Origin of the sequence: Limnohabitans sp. DCL3 (genome assembly GCF_048019295.1) — a bacterium.
In the GTDB taxonomy this organism is placed as follows: Bacteria; Pseudomonadota; Gammaproteobacteria; order Burkholderiales; family Burkholderiaceae_C; genus Limnohabitans_A.
Genome location: NZ_CP171842.1, coordinates 1179314 through 1203576, shown reverse-complemented (window position 1 = coordinate 1203576; position 24263 = coordinate 1179314). Strand labels below are relative to the sequence as shown.

23 protein-coding genes and 1 riboswitch are annotated in these 24263 nt (G+C 60.3%); of the genes, 12 read left to right on the top strand and 11 right to left on the bottom strand.

The annotated features are described in order from the left end of the window. Nucleotides 1–18 precede the first annotated feature (18 nt). The 6 genes from ACHEXK_RS05440 (at nt 19) to ACHEXK_RS05415 (ending at nt 5408) form a co-directional block, all read left to right on the top strand. Nucleotides 19–990: a TRAP transporter substrate-binding protein gene (locus ACHEXK_RS05440; RefSeq protein WP_416548346.1), complete on the top strand. Its 972-nt coding sequence runs from the start codon at nt 19–21 to the stop codon at nt 988–990. 74 nt (nt 991–1064) lie between these two features. Further along, the gene (locus tag ACHEXK_RS05435; RefSeq protein ID WP_416548345.1) at nt 1065–1559 is read left to right on the top strand and encodes a TRAP transporter small permease; all 495 of its coding nucleotides are present in this window, start codon (nt 1065–1067) and stop codon (nt 1557–1559) included. Beyond that, nucleotides 1556–2833 carry a TRAP transporter large permease gene (locus ACHEXK_RS05430; RefSeq protein ID WP_416548344.1) on the top strand — a complete coding sequence of 426 codons (1278 nt, stop codon included), beginning with the start codon at nt 1556–1558 and terminating at the stop codon, nt 2831–2833. The genes ACHEXK_RS05435 and ACHEXK_RS05430 overlap by 4 nt, the downstream gene beginning before the upstream one ends. 67 nt (nt 2834–2900) lie before the next feature. Continuing rightward, nucleotides 2901–3272 (top strand): glycine cleavage system protein GcvH, encoded by a 372-nt coding sequence (gene gcvH / locus ACHEXK_RS05425; RefSeq protein ID WP_416548343.1) that lies wholly within the window; start codon nt 2901–2903, stop codon nt 3270–3272. Nucleotides 3273–3376: 104 nt separating this feature from the next. Beyond that, a riboswitch (glycine riboswitch) is annotated at nt 3377–3471 on the top strand. A 171-nt stretch (nt 3472–3642) separates the two neighbouring features. Continuing rightward, nucleotides 3643–4902, top strand: a complete 1260-nt coding sequence (locus ACHEXK_RS05420; RefSeq protein WP_416548342.1) for a D-amino acid dehydrogenase — start codon at nt 3643–3645, stop codon at nt 4900–4902. Between the two features lie 2 nt (nt 4903–4904). Beyond that, nucleotides 4905–5408 carry a GNAT family N-acetyltransferase gene (locus tag ACHEXK_RS05415; protein WP_416548341.1) on the top strand — a complete coding sequence of 168 codons (504 nt, stop codon included), beginning with the start codon at nt 4905–4907 and terminating at the stop codon, nt 5406–5408. Here the strand turns inward: ACHEXK_RS05415 and ACHEXK_RS05410 are convergent. Together ACHEXK_RS05410 and ACHEXK_RS05405 are read right to left on the bottom strand one after the other, a co-directional pair. After that, the gene (locus ACHEXK_RS05410) at nt 5368–6492 is read right to left on the bottom strand and encodes a hypothetical protein (protein WP_416548340.1); all 1125 of its coding nucleotides are present in this window, start codon (nt 6490–6492) and stop codon (nt 5368–5370) included. The two genes, ACHEXK_RS05415 and ACHEXK_RS05410, sit on opposite strands and share 41 nt — an antisense overlap. Next, nucleotides 6479–7675: an ATP-binding protein gene (locus ACHEXK_RS05405; RefSeq protein WP_416548339.1), complete on the bottom strand. Its 1197-nt coding sequence runs from the start codon at nt 7673–7675 to the stop codon at nt 6479–6481. Before ACHEXK_RS05405 ends, ACHEXK_RS05410 begins: the two co-directional genes overlap by 14 nt. Before the next feature lie 70 nt (nt 7676–7745). On the opposite strand from ACHEXK_RS05405, the gene ACHEXK_RS05400 reads away from it, so the two are divergent. Together ACHEXK_RS05400 and ACHEXK_RS05395 are read left to right on the top strand one after the other, a co-directional pair. Continuing rightward, nucleotides 7746–8147: a hypothetical protein gene (locus tag ACHEXK_RS05400; RefSeq protein ID WP_416548338.1), complete on the top strand. Its 402-nt coding sequence runs from the start codon at nt 7746–7748 to the stop codon at nt 8145–8147. 75 nt (nt 8148–8222) lie between these two features. After that, complete coding sequence (locus ACHEXK_RS05395) at nt 8223–10148, top strand: B12-binding domain-containing radical SAM protein (RefSeq protein WP_416548337.1); 1926 nt, start codon at nt 8223–8225, stop codon at nt 10146–10148. 265 nt (nt 10149–10413) lie between these two features. Here ACHEXK_RS05395 and ACHEXK_RS05390 read toward each other — a convergent pair whose 3' ends face one another. The 9 genes from ACHEXK_RS05390 to ACHEXK_RS05350 all read right to left on the bottom strand — a co-directional run bounded on the left by ACHEXK_RS05390 (nt 10414) and on the right by ACHEXK_RS05350 (nt 18991). Next, the gene (locus ACHEXK_RS05390) at nt 10414–11109 is read right to left on the bottom strand and encodes an SDR family NAD(P)-dependent oxidoreductase (protein ID WP_416548871.1); all 696 of its coding nucleotides are present in this window, start codon (nt 11107–11109) and stop codon (nt 10414–10416) included. Further along, on the bottom strand, nt 11109–11873 hold the full coding sequence (locus tag ACHEXK_RS05385) for a formylglycine-generating enzyme family protein (protein WP_416548336.1): 765 nt from the start codon (nt 11871–11873) through the stop codon (nt 11109–11111). The genes ACHEXK_RS05390 and ACHEXK_RS05385 overlap by 1 nt, the downstream gene beginning before the upstream one ends. A gap of 11 nt (nt 11874–11884) precedes the next feature. Then, nucleotides 11885–12259, bottom strand: coding sequence for a thiol-disulfide oxidoreductase DCC family protein (locus ACHEXK_RS05380; protein ID WP_416548335.1), 375 nt, complete (start codon nt 12257–12259; stop codon nt 11885–11887). Further along, nucleotides 12256–12876, bottom strand: a complete 621-nt coding sequence (locus ACHEXK_RS05375) for a histidine phosphatase family protein (protein ID WP_416548334.1) — start codon at nt 12874–12876, stop codon at nt 12256–12258. Before ACHEXK_RS05375 ends, ACHEXK_RS05380 begins: the two co-directional genes overlap by 4 nt. Nucleotides 12877–12879: 3 nt before the next feature. After that, on the bottom strand, nt 12880–13536 hold the full coding sequence (locus ACHEXK_RS05370; RefSeq protein ID WP_416548333.1) for a DsbA family oxidoreductase: 657 nt from the start codon (nt 13534–13536) through the stop codon (nt 12880–12882). Between the two features lie 118 nt (nt 13537–13654). Further along, nucleotides 13655–14545, bottom strand: coding sequence for an alpha/beta fold hydrolase (locus ACHEXK_RS05365; protein WP_416548332.1), 891 nt, complete (start codon nt 14543–14545; stop codon nt 13655–13657). A gap of 26 nt (nt 14546–14571) precedes the next feature. Continuing rightward, the gene (locus tag ACHEXK_RS05360) at nt 14572–15744 is read right to left on the bottom strand and encodes an MFS transporter (protein WP_416548331.1); all 1173 of its coding nucleotides are present in this window, start codon (nt 15742–15744) and stop codon (nt 14572–14574) included. Nucleotides 15745–15747: 3 nt separating this feature from the next. Continuing rightward, nucleotides 15748–16845: a chorismate synthase gene (gene aroC, locus ACHEXK_RS05355; protein ID WP_416548330.1), complete on the bottom strand. Its 1098-nt coding sequence runs from the start codon at nt 16843–16845 to the stop codon at nt 15748–15750. A gap of 142 nt (nt 16846–16987) precedes the next feature. Beyond that, complete coding sequence (locus ACHEXK_RS05350) at nt 16988–18991, bottom strand: hypothetical protein (RefSeq protein WP_416548329.1); 2004 nt, start codon at nt 18989–18991, stop codon at nt 16988–16990. A gap of 356 nt (nt 18992–19347) precedes the next feature. Here ACHEXK_RS05350 and ACHEXK_RS05345 point away from each other — a divergent pair, with 356 nt between their 5' ends. Genes ACHEXK_RS05345 through ACHEXK_RS05330 form a run of 4 tightly spaced genes read left to right on the top strand, consistent with a single transcriptional unit; the run spans nt 19348 to nt 24252 of the window. Then, complete coding sequence (locus ACHEXK_RS05345; RefSeq protein WP_416548328.1) at nt 19348–20382, top strand: hypothetical protein; 1035 nt, start codon at nt 19348–19350, stop codon at nt 20380–20382. After that, a complete protein-coding gene (locus ACHEXK_RS05340; protein ID WP_416548327.1) occupies nt 20379–22370 on the top strand; it encodes a hypothetical protein in 1992 nt (663 codons plus the stop codon). The genes ACHEXK_RS05345 and ACHEXK_RS05340 overlap by 4 nt, the downstream gene beginning before the upstream one ends. Next, nucleotides 22367–23323, top strand: a complete 957-nt coding sequence (locus ACHEXK_RS05335; protein WP_416548326.1) for a LysR family transcriptional regulator — start codon at nt 22367–22369, stop codon at nt 23321–23323. Before ACHEXK_RS05340 ends, ACHEXK_RS05335 begins: the two co-directional genes overlap by 4 nt. Continuing rightward, nucleotides 23320–24252: a hypothetical protein gene (locus ACHEXK_RS05330; protein WP_416548325.1), complete on the top strand. Its 933-nt coding sequence runs from the start codon at nt 23320–23322 to the stop codon at nt 24250–24252. Before ACHEXK_RS05335 ends, ACHEXK_RS05330 begins: the two co-directional genes overlap by 4 nt. The last annotated feature ends 11 nt before the right edge of the window (nt 24253–24263 follow it).

The following is a 24263-nucleotide window of genomic DNA, read 5'->3' as shown; positions in this document are numbered from 1 at the left end:
TCCACGAGGAGTTATCCCATGAAATTGAGCAAATTGATGTTGGGCCTGAGCTTGGCCATCGGCATCATGACCACGGCATCGTCACAAACCGTCATGCGCAACAGCATTTCGGTGGGCCAAAACTCCCACCAAGGTGAAGCCATCGACACCTTGGCCAAAGAAGTCGAAAAACGCACCAACGGTCGCATCAAAATTCAAAACTTCTACTCCGGCTCTTTGGGTGGTGAGCGCGAGTCCATCGAGTCCGTGCAATTGGGCACCCAAGAATTGGCCACCACATCGACGGGCCCCGTCCCCAACTTTGTGCCAGAAGCTCGCATTTTGGACGTGCCCTTCTTGTTCCGCGACAAAGCTCACGCTCGCGCTGTGCTGGATGGCCCCATTGGCCAAGAGTTGCTGACCAAGTTCGACTCCAAAGGCTTCAAGGCTTTGGCCTGGGGTGAAAACGGCGTGCGCCACATGACCAACAGCAAGCGCCCTGTGAACCTGCCCGATGACCTCAAAGGTCTGAAGATGCGCACCATGGAAAACCCGGTGCACGTCGCTGCCTACAAGAGCTTGGGCATTGTGACCACACCAATGGCTTTCCCTGAGGTGTTCACCGCTTTGCAACAAGGCACTGTGGACGGTCAGGAAAACCCGCTGTCGGTGATCATGGCCTCCAACTTTGACCAAGTGCAAAAGCACCTGACACTGACGGGCCACGTTTACTCGCCTGTGGTGATCTTGATGAACAAGGGCTCGTTTGACAAACTCAGCGCCGCTGACAAGCAAATCTTCCTCGACGCGGCCAAAGAGGCGGTCAAAGCCAACCGTGCACGCGTGGACAAAGACGATGCCAACGGCGTGGCCGAGCTGCGCAAAAAAGGCATGAACATCATCGAGAACGTCGACAAGACCAAGTTCATTGCCACCATGGCCCCGGCCATTGCTGAATTTGAAAAGCAGTTCGGCAAAGCCAACCTGGACCGCATCCGCAACTTCAAGTGATCTGAAGTGTGTGAAAACGCCCGCCCAATCCTCGATTGGCGGGCGTTTTTTGATTTTGTCGTGAAGGATTTTTTATGCGCTCGCTCTATCTGAGCATAGAAAAGTGGACCACCGCTTTTTCCATGCTCGTCGCCTGCCTGATGTTGGCCTTGGCGGCCCTCTTGGGCATGCTGCAAATTTTCACCCGCTTTGTACTCGAAGTTCCGGTGGAGTGGACCGAAGTCATCATCCGGTTCAGCCTCATTTGGATGGTGTTTATGGGGATCCCCATGGCTTTCCGTCAGGGTGCGATGGTCAGCGTGGATGTGCTGTACCGCTGGAGCGGCCCGCGCATGAAAAAGGTCCTGGACACCGCCGTGGCTTTGGCCGCGCTCACCTTGGTCTGCATCATCATTTGGTGGGGCTGGGACTACGCCAACCGCGGCAAGGTCCAGTCCATGATTGGCTTGGAAGACGTGTCCATGTTTTGGGCCTACATGGCTTTGCCGGTGGGCGCGTGTTTCAGTGTGATCAGCATCATTGGCAATTGGCTCGATCCCCAGCGCCTTGAATTGGAGACCGCACAATGAGCGTCGTCATGCTTTGCACCATGGTGCTGTGCTTTGCACTCACCATTTCCGTGGCCGTGTCCATTGGTTTGTCGGCGATTGTCGGCATTCAAATTGGCAACGCCAACATGCTCATCTCCGTCAAGGAGATGTTCAATTCGATCAACAAATTTCCGCTGGCTGCCATCCCCTTCTTCATTTTGGCGGGCAACATCATGGAGACCGGCGGCATCTCGCGCCGCTTGGTGGAATTCGCCAAGAGCATTGTGGGTGGCGTGCAAGGCGGCTTGCCCATGACCTGTGTGCTGACCTGCATGATTTTTGCGGCTGTCTCGGGCTCGTCGGTGGCGACCACATTCGCCATCGGCACGATCTTGATCCCCGCCCTCATCAAGCACGGCTACCCCACGACCTACGCGGCATCTTTGCAAGCGACCTCGGCCGAATTGGGCGTGATCATCCCGCCCTCGATTCCCATGATCTTGTACGGCGTCAGTGCCGAAGTCTCGATTGGTGAATTGTTCATTGCCGGTTTTGGTCCTGGCCTGTTCATTGGCGTTGCTTTGATGTTCTGGGTCTGGGTGTATTGCAAATACAAAGGCTGGGGCAAGAACGATGGCGAAGGACGTCTGAGCTTTGGCAAAGCCTCCTGGCAAGCCGGTTGGGCGCTCATGATGCCCGTGATCATTTTGGGCGGGATCTACGGCGGTGTGTTCACCCCCACCGAAGCGTCTGCCGTGGCGGTGTTTTACGCACTGATCGTCGGCACTGTGATTTACCGCGAGATCAAGCTCAAAGACTTGGCCATCATCATGCGCAAATCGGTGCTGTCCAGCGCCGTGATCATGTTCATCATTGCCAACGCGGGCTTGTTTGCCTTCCTGATCACCCGTGCCGGTGTACCCGAAGCGATTGGCCACTGGTTGCAAGACGTACTCAAGTCACCTGCTTACTTCTTGTTGGGTGTCAATGTGGCCTTGTTTTTCATTGGCATGTTCATCGAGACCAGCGCCGCCATCATTGTGCTCGCCCCGATCCTGGCCCCCGTGGCCATGCACTTCGGCATTGACCCGGTCCACTTTGGTCTGGTCATGGTGGTCAACCTGGCTTTGGGCATGATCACGCCGCCTTTTGGTGTGAACCTGTTCGCCGCGTGTACGGTGGCCCGCATCTCGCTGGACCGCATCATCAAGGATTTGATTCCCTTTGTGCTGGTGATCTTGGTTTGCCTGATGGTGGTGACCTATGTGCCCGCCCTGTCCTTGACTTTGCGGGATCTGGTGTACGCGAAATAAAGCTAAAATTTCTCGCATTCTTCTACCGCCTGGCCCCTTGAGGGCCAGGTTTTTTTGGTCCATCAACATGCCCATCCAATACTCCGAAGACCACACTTGGCTCCAGCGCCTTGACGATGGCCTGACCGCCACCATGGGCATCACGGTCCATGCCCAAGACACTTTGGGCGACATCGTGTTCGTCGATTTGCCCGACATCGGGAAGATTTTTGCAGCGCGTGAAGTGGCCGGGGTGGTGGAATCGGTCAAAGCCGCAGCCGACGTGCACATGCCTGCCGGCGGTGAAATCATCGAGGTGAATGAGGCCCTGCGTGCCGATCCCTCTTTGGCCAACTCCGACCCCTTGGGCGCCGGCTGGTTCTTCAAAGTCAAACTCACACAGCTGTCGGACCTGGACGCCTTGCACGACGAGGCCAGCTACCAGAAGTTCACCGACTGATTTTTTCGGTCATGGTCGTGCGAGCCCCCGGTTGAGGCCGTAGAATCCGCAACACAAGGGCGACGCCGGTTTTGCAACCGTCGCCCCAAGTCGGACCCAATCCGACGTTCACTGTGGGAGAGCTTGGGGGCCAACAGCCCTCAACGCCGAAGGAGCAACCACCCCGGAAACTCTCAGGCAAAAGGACCGTGGTGAACACAGCACTCTGAAGAGCTGCCGGGATTCGTCCCCCGGCACACCGCAGGAGCAAGCCCCAGCCTTTCTGGCTGCCGGGTGAATCTCTCAGGTTTCAAACAGAGGGGGTCGTTCTGCACACATGCGGTGTGCGGTGCGTCCATCCGTTTGAGACGCTTCACTGAGAGAAAATTCGATGAAAAAAACCACAGTCATCATTGGCGGCGGCATCACGGGCGTCACCTCCGCCTACGCCCTGGCCCAACAAGGCCTTCAGGTCACCCTGATCGAGAAGAACCGCTACCCCGGCATGGAAACGTCGTATGCCAACGGCGGCCAGTTGTCCGCCTCCAATGCCGAGGTCTGGACCCATCCCTCCACCATCGTCAAGGGTCTGAAATGGATGCTCAAGAGCGATGCGCCTTTGCTCATGAACCCTGCGCCCACTTGGCACAAACTCAGCTGGATGGCCGAGTTCGTGGCCGCCATTCCCCAATACAAAAACAACACCATCGCCACGGCCCGTCTGGCCATTGAGTCCCGCGAGCACCATTTCGCTTGGGCCAAAGCCGAAGGCATCGACTTTGACCACAAGCGCGAAGGCATCTTGCACATCTACCGCGACAAAAAAGGTTTTGACCACGCAGGCGAAGTCTCCAAACTGCTGGCCCAAGGCGGTCTGCCCCGCCGCGCTGTGACGCCCGACGAAATGAAGGCCATTGAACCCACGCTGCAAGGCCAGTATTACGGCGGCTATTTCACCGAAAGCGACTCCACAGGCGACATCCACAAGTTCACCTTCGGCTTGGCCAAGGCTTGCGAGCGCCTGGGGGTGAAGATCCTGACCGAGCACCAAGTGCTGAATGTGGCGTCCAACGGCCAAACCGCCACCGTGCAAGTGCAGCACCAAGGCCAAACCGAGACCCTCAGCTTTGACAACATCGTGGTATGCGCCGGCGTACATGGCCGGGGACTGGCCGCGCAGCTGGGGGACCGCTTGAACATTTACCCCGTCAAGGGCTATTCGATCACCGTGGGCTTGAACGATGCCGCCAGCCAAGCCGCAGCCCCACAGGTCAGCCTGCTCGACGACGAGACCAAGCTGGTCACCAGCCGCTTAGGAAATGACCGTTTCCGTGTGGCAGGCACTGCCGAGTTCAACGGCATTGATCTGGACATCCGCGCCGACCGCATCAAACCGCTGGTCAACTGGGTCAACCAATGCTTCCCCGGCGTGGACACCCGCCGCGTCGAGCCTTGGGCCGGCCTGCGCCCCATGATGCCCACCATGCTGCCACGCGTGGGTGCTGGCAAAAAAGCCAACGTGTTCTACAACACGGGCCACGGCCACTTGGGTTGGACGCTGAGCGCCATCACGGCACACCAACTGGCGGGCCATGTGATGGCCGCGATGCAGCACAATGCACGCTCCTTCATGACCCCTGCACACGCCTGACCATGCCGCTGCACATCCTGCCCGTTGACTACAAGAACCCGACCCACCGCACGGCGCTGGTGATGTTGCTGGACGCCTATGCCCAAGACCCGATGGGCGGGGGTGAAGCCCTGGCGCAGGATGTGAAAGCGCGGCTGTGCGATGACCTGGCCGCGCGCACCGATGCGGCCAGCTTCATTGCTTGGCTGGACAATGCGCCTGTGGGTTTGGTCAACTGCATCGAAGGCTATTCGACCTTCAAAGCGCGGCCCCTGATGAACATCCACGACATCGCCGTGCTGCCGGGCCACCGGGGCGCGGGGGTCGGTCAGGCTTTGCTGGCGGCCGCCGAGCAACATGCCAAGGACCGTGGCTGCTGCAAGCTCACGCTGGAGGTGCTGACGGGCAACGCGCGAGCCTTGAAGAGTTACCTCGGGTTTGGTTTTGAGCCCTATGCCTTGGACCCGGCAGCGGGCCAGGCCAGCTTCATGCAGAAGTGGCTTTGGCCAACTGCCACTGCTCTTTGAGCCAGCGCTTGAGTTCGGCGTCGTTCTGAATGCGGCGCACGTCCGATTCCAAGCTCTCGGTGATGTGGCGCTGATCGGCCTGCAGGCGCTGCAGTGATTGGGCAAGTACGGCTTCGTCCGCGTCTGCCCGCACGGGCACACACAACTCGCGGCCGAGGCGGCTTTGCAGTTGGTCTAAATCGTCTTCGAGCGCTGCGACTTGCTCTTTGAGCAACAACGACATGGCCATCAACTTGTCATCGGCCATGCCTGCGGTACTTTGGGGGCTGCCCTGCGTGACCTGCATTTGCAGGCGCAGCAAGGTGCTCAGGTCGTTTTTTTCATAAGCGGCGTTGACCTCGCTCATCCAACCGGTTTTGCGCAGGCGCTCTGGCTCATCAAGCTCCCGGTCAGGATGAAGGGCACTGGCCAATTGCCGAAAAATCGTGCGGATGGCGCTTTTGGCGTCCAGCTCGCGCAGCAGGGCGGCGGGCACTTCGCCCTTTTCAGAGGCTGCGTTTTTCTTTTGGGCATCTTTTTGGGCTTTTCGGGCCGCACGCTTGGCCGCCTTGCGCGCCTCATTCGCCGCTTGCTGCTGCTGCCACTGGCGCATGCCCGCCTGCATCATCTCTTCAGGCGTTTGGTACTGGCTGGGTTTGTTGAGCGGCTGGCCCAGAGCTTCTTCGATGCGCTCGCGCAGCAGCTGCGCCGCCTCGGCCTGCTCCTCAGCGGCTTCCTGCGTGTCTTCTTCGCTCACGTACAAATCGGCCAAGGCCTGCACTTGCGGGTCTGCGGTGGCGGACAGTTGGTCGATCAAGCCCCGCACAAGGCCCCGAGCCATGCGCTTCTGGCGCTCGGTGAAGTCGGCTGTTTGCAAGCGTTCGTGAACAAACAACAACAGACTTTTGCGGTGGACCTGCGCTTGTTGCACCGACTCACGCAAGGCTTGTATGTGCCCATAGCGGTACCGGTCTGACCAGCTTTCGAGCCGTTGAATGTGGCCCGACAGCAGCTCGATTCGGGCCAACAAGGCATTGAAGCGCTGCTGGGCGGGGGTGAGTGAGGCTTGTTCGCTCGGTTGGACACTGATGTCAAAAAGTCTCAAGCGGCACCCCTGGTTGAATCTGCGCCAACCAAAGCGCCAGGTGCCGCAGGCCCACAGCCATCACGCCATCGCCCACCGGGTAAGGCACGCCGTCTACGCCGCCATGCACCAGAAATTTTTGCACCGGCTGCAGGTCTTCGCAGGCGCTGTAAAAGCCTCGGCGGGGTTTGGCGGTGCTGGATTTTTTCACCTCAATGGCCATCAGGCCAAGACCGGGGACATCCATCAGCAGATCAATCTCGGCACCGTTGCTGCTGCGATAAAAACCCGACTGGGCATCGCGTGGTGCGGCATTGAGCAGGGTTTCGATGGCGAAGCCCTCCCAGCTGTTGCCCACCACTGGGTGTGCCAGCAAAGCGTCCTGGGTGGCTAGCCCCAACAAGGCGTGCAGCAAACCACTGTCGCGCACATACACCTTGGGCGACTTGACCAAGCGCTTGCCCAGGTTGCTGTGCCAGGGCGGGAGTTTGCGCAGCAGCATCAGGTCGCCCAGCATGTCCAAATAGCGGTGCACGGTTTTGGCATCGATCATCAGGCCTTTGGCGAGTTGCGACACATCCAACAAGCCGCCTTGCAGGTGCGCCAGCATGGTCCACAGGCGGCGCAGGGTTTGGGCGGGCAGGCGCGAACCGTAGCTGGGCAGTTCGCGCTCAAGATATGTGCTGATGAGGTTCTGCCGCCAGTCCAGACTTTTGCTGTCATTGCTGGCCAGCAAGCTGTTGGGGAAACCACCGCGCACCCACAGACGGTTTTGCTGGTCTTCAGCCACCTCTGGCAATTGCAGCGAAGGCAATTCCAGATAGGCCACGCGCCCGGCCAGGCTTTCGCCCGACTGGCGCAGCAGTTCGCCCGTGGCCGATCCGAGCAGGAGGAAGCGGCCCGTGGTTTGCCCGGCGCGGCGACCTTCGTCGATCAGGCTGCGCAGCACGGGGAACAGCTCCGGCATGTGCTGCACTTCGTCCAGAATCACCAACCGCTGGCTGTGCAGCGACAGATAGGCCTCGGGGTCGGTGAGCTTTTGCCGGTCACTGGGGCGTTCGATGTCCAGGTAAACCGCCGAACGGACATCCCCAATTTGGCGAGCCAGTGTGGTTTTGCCTACCTGCCGTGCGCCCAGCAAGGCGACAGCCGGGTAATCGGACAAAGCGGTTCCAATGGCGGGGAAAAGTTGGCGCTCAATCATCCATGCATTATAAGTACAGTAATGCGCATTTTGCATGGTTATTTGTACTGTCAATCGTTTTACATGGGTCATGGTTTTTGACGCACACCGCCCCATTTGGCGGGCCGCAGACCAAGCAAACTTTCCAGCACAGCCACAGGTGATACAACTGCCCACACCTCACGCACCAGCCGGGCAACGCTCTTGGGTGGGCAGGCGTTTGGTGCGCTTGGGCGATGAGTTGGTGATGTACCGCAAAACAGCCAACAACAGCTTGGTGCCCTTGGGCGAGGCACAATTGAGAACGCTGGGCAACTCGGAGGATGTACCGCTCACGCGCCCAGGGCAGGTGGTGGCGCTGTCGGTGGACATGCGTGCACCACCGGGCAGTTGCACAGTGGCGTGTCACTGGCAAATGGTGGACGCAGACAACCAGCCTTGTTTTGGGCCGGATTGTTATTTGTCCGCTGTGGTCACTGTGGTGGGCGTATAAGAGGCCAACCATTGCACAAGGCCGGGTGCTGCACCCGTTGATAATCCCCCATCTGACCCGACAAGCCACCGCCTGATGCCCAGCCCCACCCCCTTCAAAATCCTGAGCCTCATCCCGCCGATGACGCAGCTCAACACGCCCTACCCGTCCACGGCTTACCTGACGGGGTTTCTGCGTTCGCGGGGTTTCGATGCGGTGCAAGAAGACCTGGCGCTGGCCACGGTACTGGCCTTGTTGAACAAACGAGGGCTGACCGATTTGCGCGATGCCGCCATGGCCTTGCCCATCGAAGACCGATCGGGGCCGGTGAACTTTTTCCTTGACCATTTCAAGGACTATGCGGTCAGCATCGACCCGGTGATCGCCTTTTTGCAAGGGCGCGACAGCACCCTGAGCCACCGCATCGCAGGGCGTGGTTTTTTGCCCGAAGGCCCACGTTTTGCTGCGCTGGACGCTTACGAAGACGATGGCACGGGTGACCCGATTGGCTGGGCCTTTGGGGCTTTGGGCCAGACCGACCGCGCCCGGCACTTGGCCACCTTGTATTTGAACGACTTGGCCGATGTGCTGCGCGACGCGGTGGACGAAGGCTTTGAGTTTGTGCGCTACGCAGAGCGCTTGGCCGCCAGCCAGCCCAGCTTTGACGCACTGGCCCACGCGCTGGCCCAGCCGCCCAATCTGATCGACACCACGCTGGAGCGCCTGGCCTTGCAAGCCATCGAACGCCACCGGCCCACGCTGGTGTTGCTGTCGGTGCCCTTCCCTGGCTCCGTCTATGCGGCTTTTCGCATCGCCCAGTGCATCAAGCGTGCTCACCCGCAGATCCGCATTGCCTTGGGCGGTGGCTTTGTCAACACCGAACTGCGCGAACTCAAAGACGCGCGGGTGTTCGACCATGTGGATTTCGTCACGCTGGACGGCGGCGAACGCCCGCTGCTCAGCCTGATCGAGCACCTGCAAGGCCAGCGCAGCATGCAGCGCCTGCAGCGCACTTTCATCCGTAACGACACAGGTCAGGTGCAGTACATCAACTTGGCTGAGCCCGACATCGCGTTTGAAGACGTGGGCACGGCCACTTGGGACGGGCTGCCGCTGCACAAATACCTGTCTTTGCTCGACATGCTCAACCCCATGAACCGGCTGTGGAGCGATGGGCGCTGGAACAAGCTCACCGTGGCGCACGGTTGCTACTGGAAAAAGTGCAGCTTTTGCGACGTGAGCCTGGACTACATCAGCCGCTACGAAACCGCGCAGGCCAGCACCTTGGTCGACCGCATCGAGCAAATCGTGGCCGAAACAGGCCAAACCGGCTTTCACTTTGTGGACGAGGCTGCGCCGCCCAAAGCCCTCAAGGCCCTGGCCGAAGAGCTGCTGCGCCGGGGCGTGCAAATTTCGTGGTGGGGCAACATCCGCTTCGAGAAAACCTTCACGCCCGAGCTGTGCGACTTGTTGGCGCAAAGCGGCTGCATTGCCATGTCGGGCGGGCTGGAAGTCGCGTCGGACCGCTTGCTTGCCCTGATGAAAAAAGGCGTCTCGGTCGAGCAGGTGGCGCAGGTCACCAAAGGCTTTGCCGACGCGGGCGTGCTGGTGCACGCCTATCTGATGTACGGCTTTCCCACACAGACTGTGCAAGACACGGTGGACGCGCTCGAATACGTGCGCCAGTTGTTTGAAAACGGCTGCATCCACAGCGGCTTTTTTCACCGCTTTGTCTGCACCGTGCACTCACCCGTGGGGCTAAACCCCGAGGCCTACGGCGTCAAGCTTTTGCCGCTGCCTGAAGGCACGTTTGCCCAAAACGATGTGGGCTTTGTCGATCCGACGCCCATGCCCCCGGGTGTGGACCACGACCTGCTGGGTCAAGGCCTGAAAAAAGCGATTTACAACTTCATGCACGGCGTGGGCGTCGAAAACGATGTGCGCCAGTGGTTTGAACTGCCCAAGGGCCAGTGCCCCAAAACCACCGTACCGCGCCACAAGATCGCCAAAGCCCTCGGCTGAAAGACTGCTCAAATAACAAGCAACAGCCGCCCAACCAACAGGCATGCGGCTCTCAGGGCTTGTTCATGCACTTATCCACAGCTTGGCGCACAGTTAACAGGGGTAAACCATTGGGGTTGCTGGCCGCCACCGCCAGTCCCTGCCGGTAATCAGAAAGTGGTGCGCTGCGGCGTTTGCGCCACTGCACGCTCATCCCACCATCCCTGCATTTCAATGGGTGCCCGGATTGTCCATCCAGCTCGGACCCACACCTTCGTTTGTCAGGTCACCAAGGAATGCTTTGCCCTTGGTGGTCCACAAAGTGGGCACGCCCTGTGGGCTGCAAGCCGTCCAACACCGCCAGCAAACGCTGCGCGGCCTCTTCTGGGTGGAGGGCGTCGTCGCCCACAAAGGGTCGACTCAATGCAGATTGCACCGTGCCCGGCTGCAAAGCGGCCACCACCGCCAAAGGCCTGCGCCGCGCGATCTCGATGGCTGCGGTTTGCAACAACATGTTGAGCGCGGCCTTGGCCGCTCGGTAGCCGTACCAGCCACCTTTGCGGTTGTCTTCGATGCTGCCCACTCGCGCCGACAACTTGCCCCAGATGACCCGTTCACCCGACGCCATCAAGGGGGCAAAGTGTTTGAGCAAAAGGCCAGGCCCGACGGCATTGAGCTGCAGGGATGCCAACAGATGCGTGGCATCGAGTTCGTCCAGGCGTTTTTCGGGACCACGACCGTTGACCGTGAGTGCCCCTGTGGCGTCCACCACCAAATGAAAAGGTCCTTGCCCTGCCAGCGCCTGCGCACAGGCTGCGATGCTGGACTCGTCCAGAAGGTCCAGCCCCGGTGTGCTTGGTCGCGACACGCCGCTCACTGCAGCACAGCGCGGGTCGCAATGCAGTTGCTGCAACAAGGCGTTGCCGATGGCGCCGCTCGCACCAATCACCAAGGCGCGGTAACCCTCAGGCAGGGACAACATCATGAGGGCGTCTTACTCGGGTTGGTGACTTTTGAAGGAAGGTCATACACACAGCGAAAGCCGAGGTAGACCACGTAAACGTCAGCGGCTTTGAAGGCCTGCACATCGGCCTTCATGTTGTAAGCGCCGTACCACCACGACCCACCCACGGTGCGACGCTGACCGCCCTGCTCGTCGGTGGTCCACTCCCACACATTGGCACCCATGTCGTACAAGCCATTCACGCCCTGGCGCGTGGCACCCGCAGGCGCTGCACGGGGCCAGGGGTCTGGATCACTGGTGTTGGCCCCTTGCGGGCTATCCCCCGTGCTCCAGGAATAAGTTTTGCCTTTGGCCCAAGGCGCTGGGGGCTTGTCCCGCATCTCGGTGAAACCCGCCTTTTGCCATTCAGCACCTGTGGGCAAGCGGCCCCCTGCCCAGCGGCAGTAAGCCTGCGCCTCGGCAAAGTCCAAATGCACCGCTGGCAAATCGGCACTCGCTGAAACGCCATCCGGTTGGCGCCACGACCAACCGGGACGGCGTACCCATCCGCCTACGTACTCAAAACCGCCGCCCTCTTTTTCGGCGCGGGTCACGGTGCCGGTGGCCCGCACGTAGCGCTCAAACTGCCCGATGGTGACTTCGGTGCGGTCAATGGCCCAATCGCCCAAAGCGACCCTCTCACCCACTTGGGCGAACGCCAAGCCAGAAAAACCAGCCACCAGAGCGCCAGCACCCCACAGAGAGCCCCAACGCCAAACACCGGTAATCACGCGATTGAACATGTTCAAACCCTTTAGCCTTGTGACCAACGCCGCACCCACTTTTGCATTTGCGGCCGAACCGTCAGAAACAAGCGGTAACCCAGCTCAAAACACCAAGACAGGGGCGGCCAAGCCGACAACCAGCCCAGCCAGCGCCAGCCCGCAAACAAGCGCCACATCTGCGAAAACGCCGCCGCACCACTGAACATGCGGCCTTGGCTGTCGCGCACATGAAAGCGGGCCATGGCCTCTTGGCAGGTCAATCCGCCCAAGTCTTGTCCGGCACTCACATCCACCCAGTCCATGGCCTGCGACTCGGGCAAGCGTCGGTAAATGGCGATCTCGGCGCGGCACAAGGGGCACGAGCCATCGAAATACACCGTCAACAAAGGGGATGCGCTGGTCATGCGGCCACGCGTCCACGTGCGCGCAAGCGCCCCTGGGCATCCACCAAAAAGCCTTCCCCCATTTCGGGATAGGCACCGGTCAAAGCGGTCATGATCACCTGGTGGGTCACCCACACCTCGGTGCGTCCGGCGGGCATGGCCAGCAAGCGCTCGCGCAAGGCCTGAATTTGCGCTGACGGATTGCCTTGCCCTGCAAAGGTGCTGTTGAGCGGTGGCCAGTCTTCGTACTGACCAAACGCCAAACGCGCCGTGTCTTGGCAACGGCACCATTGGCTGGAGCGCACCGCATCGGGTTTGAAGCCGTTGGTACGGGCCCACTCGCCCATGGCCCGCGAGGCGCGTTGACCGTCTGGGCTCAAGTTGCGCTGCGTGCGGCACTGGCCCAAAGCAAACTCCGGAGGATCGCCCAAACCCGCTTCGGTCACGGCATGGCGCACCAAAAGCACACCGCCCTCACGACGCCAAACCGTGGCCAATTCGGTCAAATTTCCGCCCGTTTGCGCCCCCACCTGGCCGGGTAGCACCGACAAGATGGGCCCGCTCACCGCGACGGCCAAGCCCGCCAGAGCGCTTCGCCTGTTCAACAGCACTGGCCCGGCCAAATCATGCTGCTTCATGGCTCAACCCACTTCACCGGATGCGATGCGGCGCAGGGCTTGCTCAAACACCTCGACCGGTTGCCCGCCCGAAATCAAATGTTTGTCATTGATGATGATGGCGGGCACCGAGCGGATGCCTGCCTGGGTGTAGAACTGCTGGCGCTCGCGCACTTCGGCTGTATGGGCATCGCTGGCCAACACCGTGCGGGCAGCCGCCACATCGAGCCCGGCGCAGGCCACGGCCGCCAACAAAACTTCGGCGTCCTCCACGCACTCGGCGCGGCCTTGGTAGGCCTGCAAGAATGCTTTTTTCAGGGCGTGCTGGGCACCCTCGCCCTGCCCCTCAGCCCAATGCAGCAAACGGTGGGCGTTGAAGGTGTTGTACACCCGGCCGCGTCCACCGGGATGAAATGCAAAACCCACCTCAGCCCCGCGTGCGGCAATGTTTTGGCGAATTTGCGCCTGCTGCTCGGGCGTAGAGCCATATTTTTCGGTCAGGTGCTCGCCCAAATCTTGACCGCCAGGCGGCATGTGGGGGTTGAGCTCAAAGGGCTGAAAGTGCAGCTCGGCCTGGACCTGTCCGTTCAGGCGTTCCAGTGCTTTCTCAAGTGCGCCCAGGCCCACCGCGCACCAAGGGCAGGCGATGTCGGAGACAAAATCGATTTTCAGCGGGGTCATTGTGAGTTTTCTGCAAATGGCACCTGCACACAGTCAGGCAACGTGGACATTTTCTCTGCTGCAGCCAATGTTCGCTGCCACATGGCCACAAAAACCCAATCCCCACAAGGGCGGCGCTTCAGAACAATAAGTTCTTGAGTAAAGCGTCATTGAAAGCCACATCGGATTCATAGGGCACCCAATGTCCTGCACCGGCCACAGTCTGCCAAGCACCCCAATTCGGAGATAAAGCGGGCATGGCCGATTGCAGCTCGGGCAATCGGCCTCGGTACAAAGCGTCGTATTCGCCATAAATGGCGCTGACCCGTGCCCGGATACGCGGCAAAGTATGCGCCAGGATATCGGTGGACGACAAGCGCCTGCGGGGCATCCGGTCGCGTTGCACATTGGCCGAGTGCAAGCTCAGCGCTAAGCCATCAAGCGACTCGGGCCTTTGCAGCATCAAGACCATCAGGTTGTGGCGGTGCACTTGCGCTTGCCCCTCGGGGGTGGGCAAATGCCGCCAACCCTGGAGTCGCACGCGATCAGAGACGGTCAAGCCCATGCCGGGCGCACCCACCAGCACCAGTTGCTCGGCATCCTGTGGGTATTGCGCGAGCCACATGGCCCCAGCGATGGCACCAAACGAAAAACCCACCAAACAGACCTCATTCTCGGACACGCCGCCAGCTTGCAATTGCGCCAAGCCCGCGTGCAAATGCTCAGGCAAGTGATCCACATCGGAGCAGCCTTCAGGCAAATCCGAATCGCCAAAGCCCGGCAAATCAGGCACCAGCACGCGGTAACCGGCATCGCGCAAGGGCGCGATGTTGCGCACCCAGTGCGTCCAGCTGCCACTGCCGCCGTGCAGCAAAACCACCACAGGCTGCGACGCATCCCCCCAAACGTGCCAGACGGTCTTGGCCTTGTCGTGCGTGGTGACACAGCGTTGTGCCCCGGCCAAGGACGCAGCCAACTCTGAAGGCAAGAAATGCGGCAAATCCGCTGGATGGATGTGGATGGTGTTCATGGCTGTTCAGACCCGGCGAATCGGCCTTAAGGCCTGCGGGGGTGCTGCAAGCGCCAGACTTTGAAGGCCGCTGCGGTGGCCACGGTGCTGGTCAAAATGCTGGCGACAAACACGCTTTGCAAACCCCAATGCTCGCTGAGGAGCCCGCCCAGCAATGCCCCGATGACGCCGGGAAAGCCATAGGCGATGACGGTGTAAAGGGCCTGACCCCGACCACGCAAGCGGCCCGGGAAGTGGTGCGAAATCAAGGCGATGCTCACCGTATGGTGGGTCGCGAAAGTGATGGCGTGCAGCGTTTGCGCCAACAGCAGCACCCACAACACATCCGCCCACAGGGCTGTCAAACCCATGCGCAGCAGCATGGTGGCCGAACACAGCACCAGCCAGCCCGTCAGGGGCAGTCGCGGCAGCCAACGCGACTGGCTGAAGAACCACACAATTTCCACGGCCACCGACACCGCCCACAACAGACCGATCATGGTTTTGCTGTAACCCAATGAATCCAAATACAGCGAGAAAAAAACGTAAATTCCGATGTGCGACAAGACATGCAAGAAAGTGGAGGCCAAAAACCATTGCACCGGTTTTTGCTTCAGCACAGGCCGCACAGGCACATGGGTTTGGGCATGGTGGCTCGCCTCCTTGATGTCCGGCATCCACCAAACGCTGAGCAATACAGCCCCCAAAGTACAGACCGTCCAGGCTGGGAAATGCCGCATGCCAAAGGCCTCGAACCACGCGCCGGCGGCGAACACCGTGATCAAAAACCCCAAGGAGCCCCACAACCGGACACGGCCGTAGCGCTTGGTGTCAAAAGCACCGCCCTGACTGACCAAGTGCGCCATGGCCGCTTCGCTCATGGGCATCATGGCGCTGGTGTGGGTGAACATGACCAGCAGCACCAAACCCAAGCCCACTGGCCCCCAGTCCATCAGCAACAAACAAGCCGTCGCAAAAGCCACCCCCGCGCCAATGCGCAGCAGCTTGACACGCTCGCCCGTGCGATCGCTCAAGGCCCCCCACGCATACGGCGCGAACAATCGGGTCGTCGCCTGCACAGCAGTGAGCACGCTGATGGTCAACAAGCTCAGGCCCATGTCTTGCAACCAAAGTGGCAAATAGGGGTTGAAGAACCCGATGTGCGCGAAGTAGCTGGCCGACAAGGCGGCAAACGGCAAAAGCTGCCGACGAGGAGTCATGCCTTAAGGCTTGGCGGCTGCAATGGGCGGCAAATCGTGCACCACATCACCGCATTGGGCACGGTGCTGCAAAGCGTGCTCCATGACCACCAGGGCCAGCATCGCCTCGGCAATCGGGGTGGCACGGATCCCCACACACGGGTCATGACGACCCTTGGTGATGACCTCGGTCGGCTGGCCAGCCGAGTCAATCGAGTCGCGGGCAATCAAAATCGAGCTGGTCGGCTTCACAGCAATCGACACCTCGATGTCTTGGCCGGTGCTGATGCCCCCCAGCACGCCACCCGCGTTGTTGCCCACAAAGCCTTCAGGTGTGAGCGAGTCACCCGCCGTGCTGCCCTTTTGTGTGACGCAGCCAAAGCCGGCACCAATTTCCACGCCTTTGACGGCGTTGATGCCCATCATGGCGTAGGCGATGTCGGCGTCGATCTTGTCAAACAGGGGCTGACCCAAGCCCACGGGCATACCACGCGCCACCACCCGCAAGCGGGCACCACACGAGTCACCCGACTTGCGCAGGGCACCCATATAGTCTTCGAGGGCCGACACATCGGCCACGGGGGCAAAAAACGGGTTGTTCGGCACATGGTCCCAGCTCTCAAAACCAATCGGCACATCGCCGATTTGGGTCATGCAGCCGACAAAAGTGGTGCCAAATTGTTCTTTGAGCCACTTCTTGGCCACCGCACCTGCGGCCACCATGGGCGCTGTGAGGCGCGCCGACGAACGGCCACCACCGCGCGGGTCGCGCAGGCCGTATTTGCGCCAGTAGGTGTAGTCGGCGTGGCCCGGACGGAAGGTTTGCAAGATGTCGCCGTAATCTTTGCTGCGCTGGTCGGTGTTGTTGATCAGCAAGCAAATCGGGGTGCCGGTCGTCAGGCCCTGGTACACGCCAGAGAGGATTTGCACCGCATCGGGCTCGTTGCGCTGGGTGACGAATTTGCTGGTGCCGGGGCGGCGACGGTCCAGATCGGGCTGGATGTCGGCCTCACTCAAGGGCATGCCCGGGGGGCAGCCGTCGATCACGCAGCCAATGGCCGGGCCGTGGGATTCACCAAAATTGGTGACCGAGAAGAGATTTCCGAATGTATTGCCGCTCATGGGGGGGGATTATCCCAGAGCCCTGAACAGGATCGTCCGCTTTTCTTGGGAAGATCGAAATGCTGTGTTCATTTGCTCGGTGAATGGAAAAGGGCCTTGCATCGCAAGGCCCTTAACAAAGGTCCAAACCGCTGTTGTTTTCTCAATCGCTGCTTGTCTTGCGTGTGCTGTAGTTCAAAGACATTTGCAGGCGTTTGCTGTCGCGCCCGGAGAATTGCAAGTAACCATAGCCTGCGTTGAGGAACTTACCTGCATCTGCCGGCGCTGTGGCGCAATGCGCCGCCGCACTCGTGCAGCGGATGCTCACCTTGCGTGCGGTAGAGGCCACATCTACCCCCTCATCCCAGCCCACATTGTTTTTGTTGCCATAAACCTTGGCGTACGTGGGTGCCCATGCACCGGTGGGTACGTCCCAGCCGTCAATGACCGCCAAAGCTGCCACATCACCGCTGCTGATGTTCACAAAACCTGGGTTGGCGGCCTGTGCGCTCAACGCGGCTTTGACCGGGTCTTTCAGCGCAGGCCACTTGACGGATTGCAGTTCTGCCAAAGTGGGGGCGCGGTTGATGGAGCGGCGGTATTGGGGAAAGTTTTTGGCGGTCCCCGTATTTTCGGGCGCTTTGACAAAATCATCTGTCAAGGTAATGTCAAATTGCCAGTTGCCTTGCGCAGGGATGGCTTTGATGGCTTCTTCGGTCCAATCCATCTTGGAGCCCCAATACACTTTGGTGAAGCGCTCACTGGGATGGCCGGTGGTTGCGGCATTGAGGTATGCCCCATTCAGCATCACTGTGGCGGACGTCGTGGTGTTTCCCTCTTGGTTGACCAGGCCCAGGTAATCGTAGTTGTTGCCAGTAATGGGTTTGAAGGTGAATGTTCTGCCGCTGGGCGAAGTCACCACCACTTGTTCATACATCGAGACTTTGGCTGTGCTACTGTTTTTGTCGTGGTCCCATCGGCGCTCACTGATGCCGATGTTGTACCCCGTGGCCATGTAGGCATAGTTGGCCACGGCGGGCATTTCTTCACGTCGGGCTTGGGCGTTGATGTTCAGGTCATGCTTGGATTGGTTGCCAATCAATTTGAGCTCACCGTTTTGCACCCGGGCGTGGTACTCGCTCACATCGCTTTGCCCCAAAGAATCACCGGCATTGGGATCGGTCACCGTCCAGCGTGCGGTGAAGACCACATCGCCTGTCACAGGTTTGCTCAAATCGCTTGGGTCGGTGTTGCCATTTTTGATGGTGTAGCGGTATTCAGGCTGATCAAAACGGATGCCTTGTAAGGTATTGAAGATGCCCTTGAACGCCCCGCTGAAACGCCCCCCCACATTGGCTTTCGACTGGCTGACCACTGTGTTGTTGTGCAGGTATTTGCTGGGGTCGTTGTCCACAAACATGGCTTTGCAGGCTTCGGCGGTGATCTGTGATGCCAATGTGGCTCCGCTGGGGCGGCGGTCGGCTGGGGCGGTGGCGTAGCAATCTTGCATGCGCTGCATCAGCTTTTGGATTTTGAGGCTGACCCCGTCTGCGGGCAAAGTCGCCTGCATTTTGGCCAGTGTGATGCCGGTGGCGACGGGTGCAGCAGCGCCTGCGGTGAGTCCAATTTTGGCGGGGCTGTTGTCCGCATCGGTGGCCTCATCCGAGCCACTGGTTTTGATCTCGACTTCCACATGGGCTTTGCCCTCGCTGTTTCGGACAATGGTGGGCTTGCCCAAAATGTCCAGGGCTTTGTCCAAGCCGGTGCTGTCCGCTTTGAAGACCATGGTCAGCGGGTTGGCATCGGCAGCTACGCCTGCGGCCTCCAGCACAGGCTGAAGAGCGGTCTTGATGTCCGTGGTGGCTGTGGCAATTTTGGCGGCGCTTGAGTCTGCGGCTGTCAATTGAGCGGGGTCACCACTGGGCGAGAGTCGGGCCGCGATCAAGGTGGTGATGGGCGAGACGTTCACGGTGGCCGACTTGGCCGTGTCGATCATGCTCACCTGTGGCTCGTCGCTGCCGTCTTGGCTCACCAACAAGACAAACGGCGCTTTGGCGGTGGCTTGGAGTTCAACCGAAAAGAGGCCGTCGCTGCCCACTGTGCAGGGTGCGCAAGTTTGCACTTCGGCCCCCGAGCTGTCTTTGACCACCACGGTCGCCCCCGCCATGGGCGCGCCGGTTGCGGCGATCCCCGAGAGTGTGATGGCGCTGGGCGAGCCACCACCCCCCCCCGCCACAGGCGGTGATCAAGGCTGCCGCGGCCATGGCCGTGGCTGAAATGCGGAATACGGAAGCTCCCAACGGGGAACCTGTGAAGCGAATGGATGGGTGCATGAAAACTCCTGGATGTCGTTGTGAATATCAAAAAATGCGCACCAAAAATTTCATAAAAATAATTTTTTGTTTTCCATAGTTTGCGTTAGGGGTGATTGGTTTTTTCACCTAAAAACAAGGGTTTTCCACAATGCTCAGGAGGTTCAGTGGTCCGCCATGCTTTGGGCTTTTGAAAACTTAAGAATTCACCATGCAGTCCAAGCCGCAAGCACCCGTCCAGACGACCCCGCCACTTGGGAGTCCTGCTGCGCTCAGCGCCGCCGATGCGAGGCTGCCTTGGCATATGGGCAATGCCCAAAAATGGGAGGCGGCGAGCGCGGGCTGGCGTCGCCAGGCCGCCTTGTGCGACACGTTCATGGATGCCATGGCCGCTGACCAGGCTGCCGCGGCATGGAGAAATTTGCGCGCAGGCCAAATGCCGCCCAAGGTACTGGCGCATTGGCTGCACGGCTACAGCAAAACCCGCGTACCGGCCCAAGACCATGGCGCATTTGCCGCCGCAGATGGTGATGGCGTGGGCTGGGACATGCCGGCTTGCGCCCACTACACGGGCGCGGGCTTGGTTTTGCCGGAGCAGATCGGCGGCGATTTCGATGCACGTGTGCAGTTCATGTGCACCCATTTCGCACCGGGTGTGGCGCTGGAATTGGCGGCCATTGCCATGGGACCGCAAAGGTACATGGGCGGCCAATCCCACAAAGGCAGCGGCAACAAAGAGGATTTCGACTTGGTGTTTGACGTGCATGGCACGCCCCCCTATGTCAGCGCCGAATGCGATGAAGACAACGGGTTTCGCATCGGTTGGAACACCGCCTACAGCGTGACGGAGTTTGTGCCGAGCGCGCCAGGCAACAAGGAAGCGCAAGCGCAGTCGGCCAACCTCTTCAACGCGTACGGTGCCAACTCGGCGCCAGCGCACTGGCCCCAGCCGACGCAGTGGCATGGCCTGCGCCTGATGCGCAGGGGCCACCAATTTGCATGCCTGTTTCAACCCCAGTGCCAAGGTCCTTGGCGGTGTGCGGGAGAAGTCAGACACAGTGCCATGCCGTGGGCCATCCACCTGCGCTTGGCCGCCAAGCACTGGACCAAAATGGGCCGCATCGCGCCCGCCACACGGATACGTTGGCGGCATTTTGAGTTGTGGCAACCCATTGCTTCGGCGCCAATGCTGACGTCAAGTGTGGCCAGCGACAGCAGCGAGCCGTCACCAGGGCTTGGCCGATGAGCGCGCCACAGGCCCCCAAAACGCCCACAGGCGCTGCAGAACTGGCTTTGGCCCAGCAGATTCATGGCTGCCGAGATTGCCAGTGTTTTTGGCCGCGCCAAAGCACCCTTGGCACAGACGAGAAGGCTTCACCCTGCCTGCCCTTTGGGCGCTTTGGCCCATTGCCGGTCTACAGCGCTTGGCCGCTCGACACAGAAACTGTCCCAACCCACACCACACCCACACAAGTCACGCTGCAAGCCGGCGCACCCAGCCCCGCCCTGCTCAAGGGTTGCCGCAAAGCACCCGCCATGTTGGTGGGCATCAACCCGAATTTGAAAAATTTTGCGGCAGGCTTGCAGGACATGCCTCCCCCCAAAAGGGGTGACGCTGAAACGGACAGACATGAGGAGATCGATGCCGGTATCCGCACCGTCCACCCCAGTGGTGACGATGTGCGCAGTTACATGGCCTATCACCGGCATCTGGACACCCAGAAGGTGCTGATGCAAATCAGGGCCGATGATTTTGAAAAATGCCTGGACACCGGTGCAACACGCCGTTGGCGGGTCGCGCCCAGTGACGGACCCACGCCAACAGGGGCAGCGCCGGACCGACTGACCTTGGGGGGGCGCCGCCCCAACGCGGATCGCCAAGCCATCCTGGCGTGGCGATCCGACGGGAATGTCTCGCCCCAGCCCACTTGGTCCCGCACACCGGCCTGGAAGTCGGATGAAAATTTTGTGCTGCTGCGCCGCCGTGCTGCGTTGGGGACAACCGTGGCCGGTTATTTGACCCCAACCAGCTTGGACCAGCAAACCGTGTCGGTGGCGTACGCACCCGACGGTTTTTACACACGCCTGGCCACATTGGCCCAGCGCATGAATGGCGTGCCCGGCGAGGACATTGGCCTGCTCGATATGGCCGCTTGTGCCAGCGCCAAGTGGAGCGAAAACGCCGGGGTCGACAAGGCTGAGGTGTCTGTTAACTGCGTGAGAAAAAACAACTTTGCCCTGGCGCAACTGCTGCAAAGCCGCCCCCAAGTGTTGTTTTTTGCGGGCACAGAGGCCTGGGACCTGTTTTGCGATGCCTTGCAGGCCAACGCTGGCGGTGCCAGCCCTGCCACTTACTTGAAGGGACTCAACAGCCAGGTTGTCGGCTGCAATGACCAAGGACAGGCCGATCCCAGCATTGCAGATCCGCTCGGATGGCTTCGCCTTCAAGGAACGCCAGGCTTGCCAACCCAAGACGTTTTGCGCCTGCAATGGCCGGTGTCTGGCGCATCGGCCTCAGACGACTCGACCCAAGATGCTCAGCCAACAGCCGATGTCTGGCACTGCCGCTTGGTGCCGATGGCCCATTTTTCATACCCCGACAATGTGACCGAACTGGTGCATTGGCCGGCCCAGCAGCATGCTGATTTTTTGCGCGACTTTCCCGCCCTGGCCAAACTGCTCGAAGCCGCAGGGCGATTGAGAGACCCTCGCCAAGAACCGCTTCCCGGAAAAATCCGGGCGGTCTCTTTTGGCATTTTGCTGCTCCGCCCCTGGGTGCTTGAGGGTCAAGCCAACCCAGCGCTGCCGCTGCAGCAACTGTGTGAAGCCATCGTGCAAAACCATTGGCCCCACCAGCAAAGCAGCCAACCCGGTGGCGCCAAGCGCCCGCCTGAAGATGGGATTGCACTGCTGCGCAGTGTCAGCAGCGCCCAGTGGACGGCAGCCGAGCAACGCATTGCCCCCTACAAGCTCGACCCAATGGGCTTGGCAGCCCGCATTGCGCAACAAAGCCTGCACGCCGAGTGGGGGTGGAACGGGCCACCCGCCCAGCCCTCGGACGCCAAACCAGCCAAGCCCCTGGGCCATTGGCCGCGCGTGGCCACCCACTGCACCTACTGCGAGGCTGCGGGCTTGGTCTGCGACTACCGCGCTGCGCCCGTGGCCACAGGGGCCGCACCCGCATCAGCCACACAAGCCACTCCAATCCTCGACCTCAGTGAGTCAGCACCATGATCTGGACCGCCAGCGACTACGAACGCATTGACCCTCGCTTGTTTCGCGGCTTTTTGGCCGTCGTCAAAGCCGGCAGCATCAACAAAGCCGCCCAATTGACCCACCTGAGCCCGAGCGCCGTGGCCCAACAGGTGGGCAAACTCGAAGACCGGTTGCAAACCGCCTTGTTCACCCGCACGCCCAGCGCCATGGTGCTCACCCCCACAGGACAAAAGCTGGCCGACTTTGCCGACCATTGGCTGCGCATGACGAACGAATTTGCCGAACAGGTGTCGCACGAAACCGCCGCCATGCAAGGCCTTGTGAGTTACAGCATGCCCGAGTCGTGCATCCACTCGCCCCATTTTGGCTGGCTGCTCGACAAACGCCAAAGCTGCCCCGACATCCGGCTGAGTATTGCCCTCAAACCGACCGCCGATGTGTGTGCCGATTTGTTGGCTGGCGATGTGGATTTTGGCTTTGTCACCGAGCGCGTGCAGAACGAGCAACTGGTGCTTTACCCCTTCTGCCAAGAAAGTTATGTCTGGGTGGGCTCCAGCCATTCGCGGTTGACGTTCTCCAGCCTGGATGACCTGGTGCACCTGCCTTTTGTGCGCTACCCCGGCGTGGAAGCGCTGATTGACCGTTGGGCGAAAGCCGCGTTTGACGCCACGGCTGCGGTGCCGAGGCTGGTCGACATGGATGTGCGCGGCACCTTCAATGACATCCGCGGCGCTTTGGCCATGGTGCGCGGAGGCTTGGGCGTGACCTTGATTGCCCAGCATGTGGCACAGGCCGATCTCGATGCAGGGGCCGTGCAAGCCATATTTACAGACACAACGCCTATTTCGCAGCAAATCTACATTGCTCGCGTGCGCCATCGCTACATGCCCGCCCGGGTGCGTCGTGTGATCCGCTGGTTTCTGGAAATGCATGCCGATTTGCAAGCCGTGCCTGAGGAGTTTCTGACATGAGCACACCCACCACCCCACCGCACTTGAGGTTTTGGCTGGGCCACCGCCAAATCAACCTACCCCCCCCATTGTTTGCGCAAGGCTTGATGAAAAGCTTCATCCCTGCCACCCCTGCACTGCTGTTCTCTCAGGGATTGCAGTGGTATGCCCCGGTGATCTTGCCATTCGAAAAACCACTGGGCATGGCCGACGAATTGGCCTTGCTGGTGTACGAGGATGCAGTGGCCTACAAAGCGGCCCAAGCCAGTTGGACCGGCCAAATGTACAGCGCCGCGCACGCCAGCTTGTTTGACTTTTCCAACCAGGCCAGCACCTCGCTGACACACGATGGTTGGGATACGCCATCCCGACAAGAAAAGCTCTCTGTGCTGCAAATTGGCACGTGGCCCACCACATCGAACCACTGGGCGCTGCCCACGATGGGGCCCGAACATGTGGCCATGGCGGCCTTGCAATTGGGGCCCACACCCCATGGGATCGCCTTACAAAATGCCGTGCAACAAGCACTGGACTCGGCCTTGCATGCGGCCAGTCAAAGCGCGAACCCGCAGGGTTCGCTGGCCATCCCCCCTGTGCGCTTGTACATGGTCTGGCAAAAAAATCCAGCATCTCACCCCCAAGCCGGCCCCAACCTCTACCTGTGGTGCCTCAGCGCCTTGGGGCACCACTGGGCCCGAGACACACTGCATCAAGTGCTGCAACAAGCGCTGCCAGCAGCCTATGCACCCAACCCATTGAGCACCCCCATCTGGCTCTGGCAAGCCCCTGCCTTTGAAGCTGCCCAAGCACCCCAGGATGGCCATGCCAAAGACCCAAGACTGAGCGGTCCGGCCTGGGGCAAGGGATGGGTCTTTGCCAGACCGCCGGCTGAAGCACCGGACACCAACCCCTCAAGCGCTGCAAGCAATACAAGCGATCACACCCTTTGAAAACAACTTTC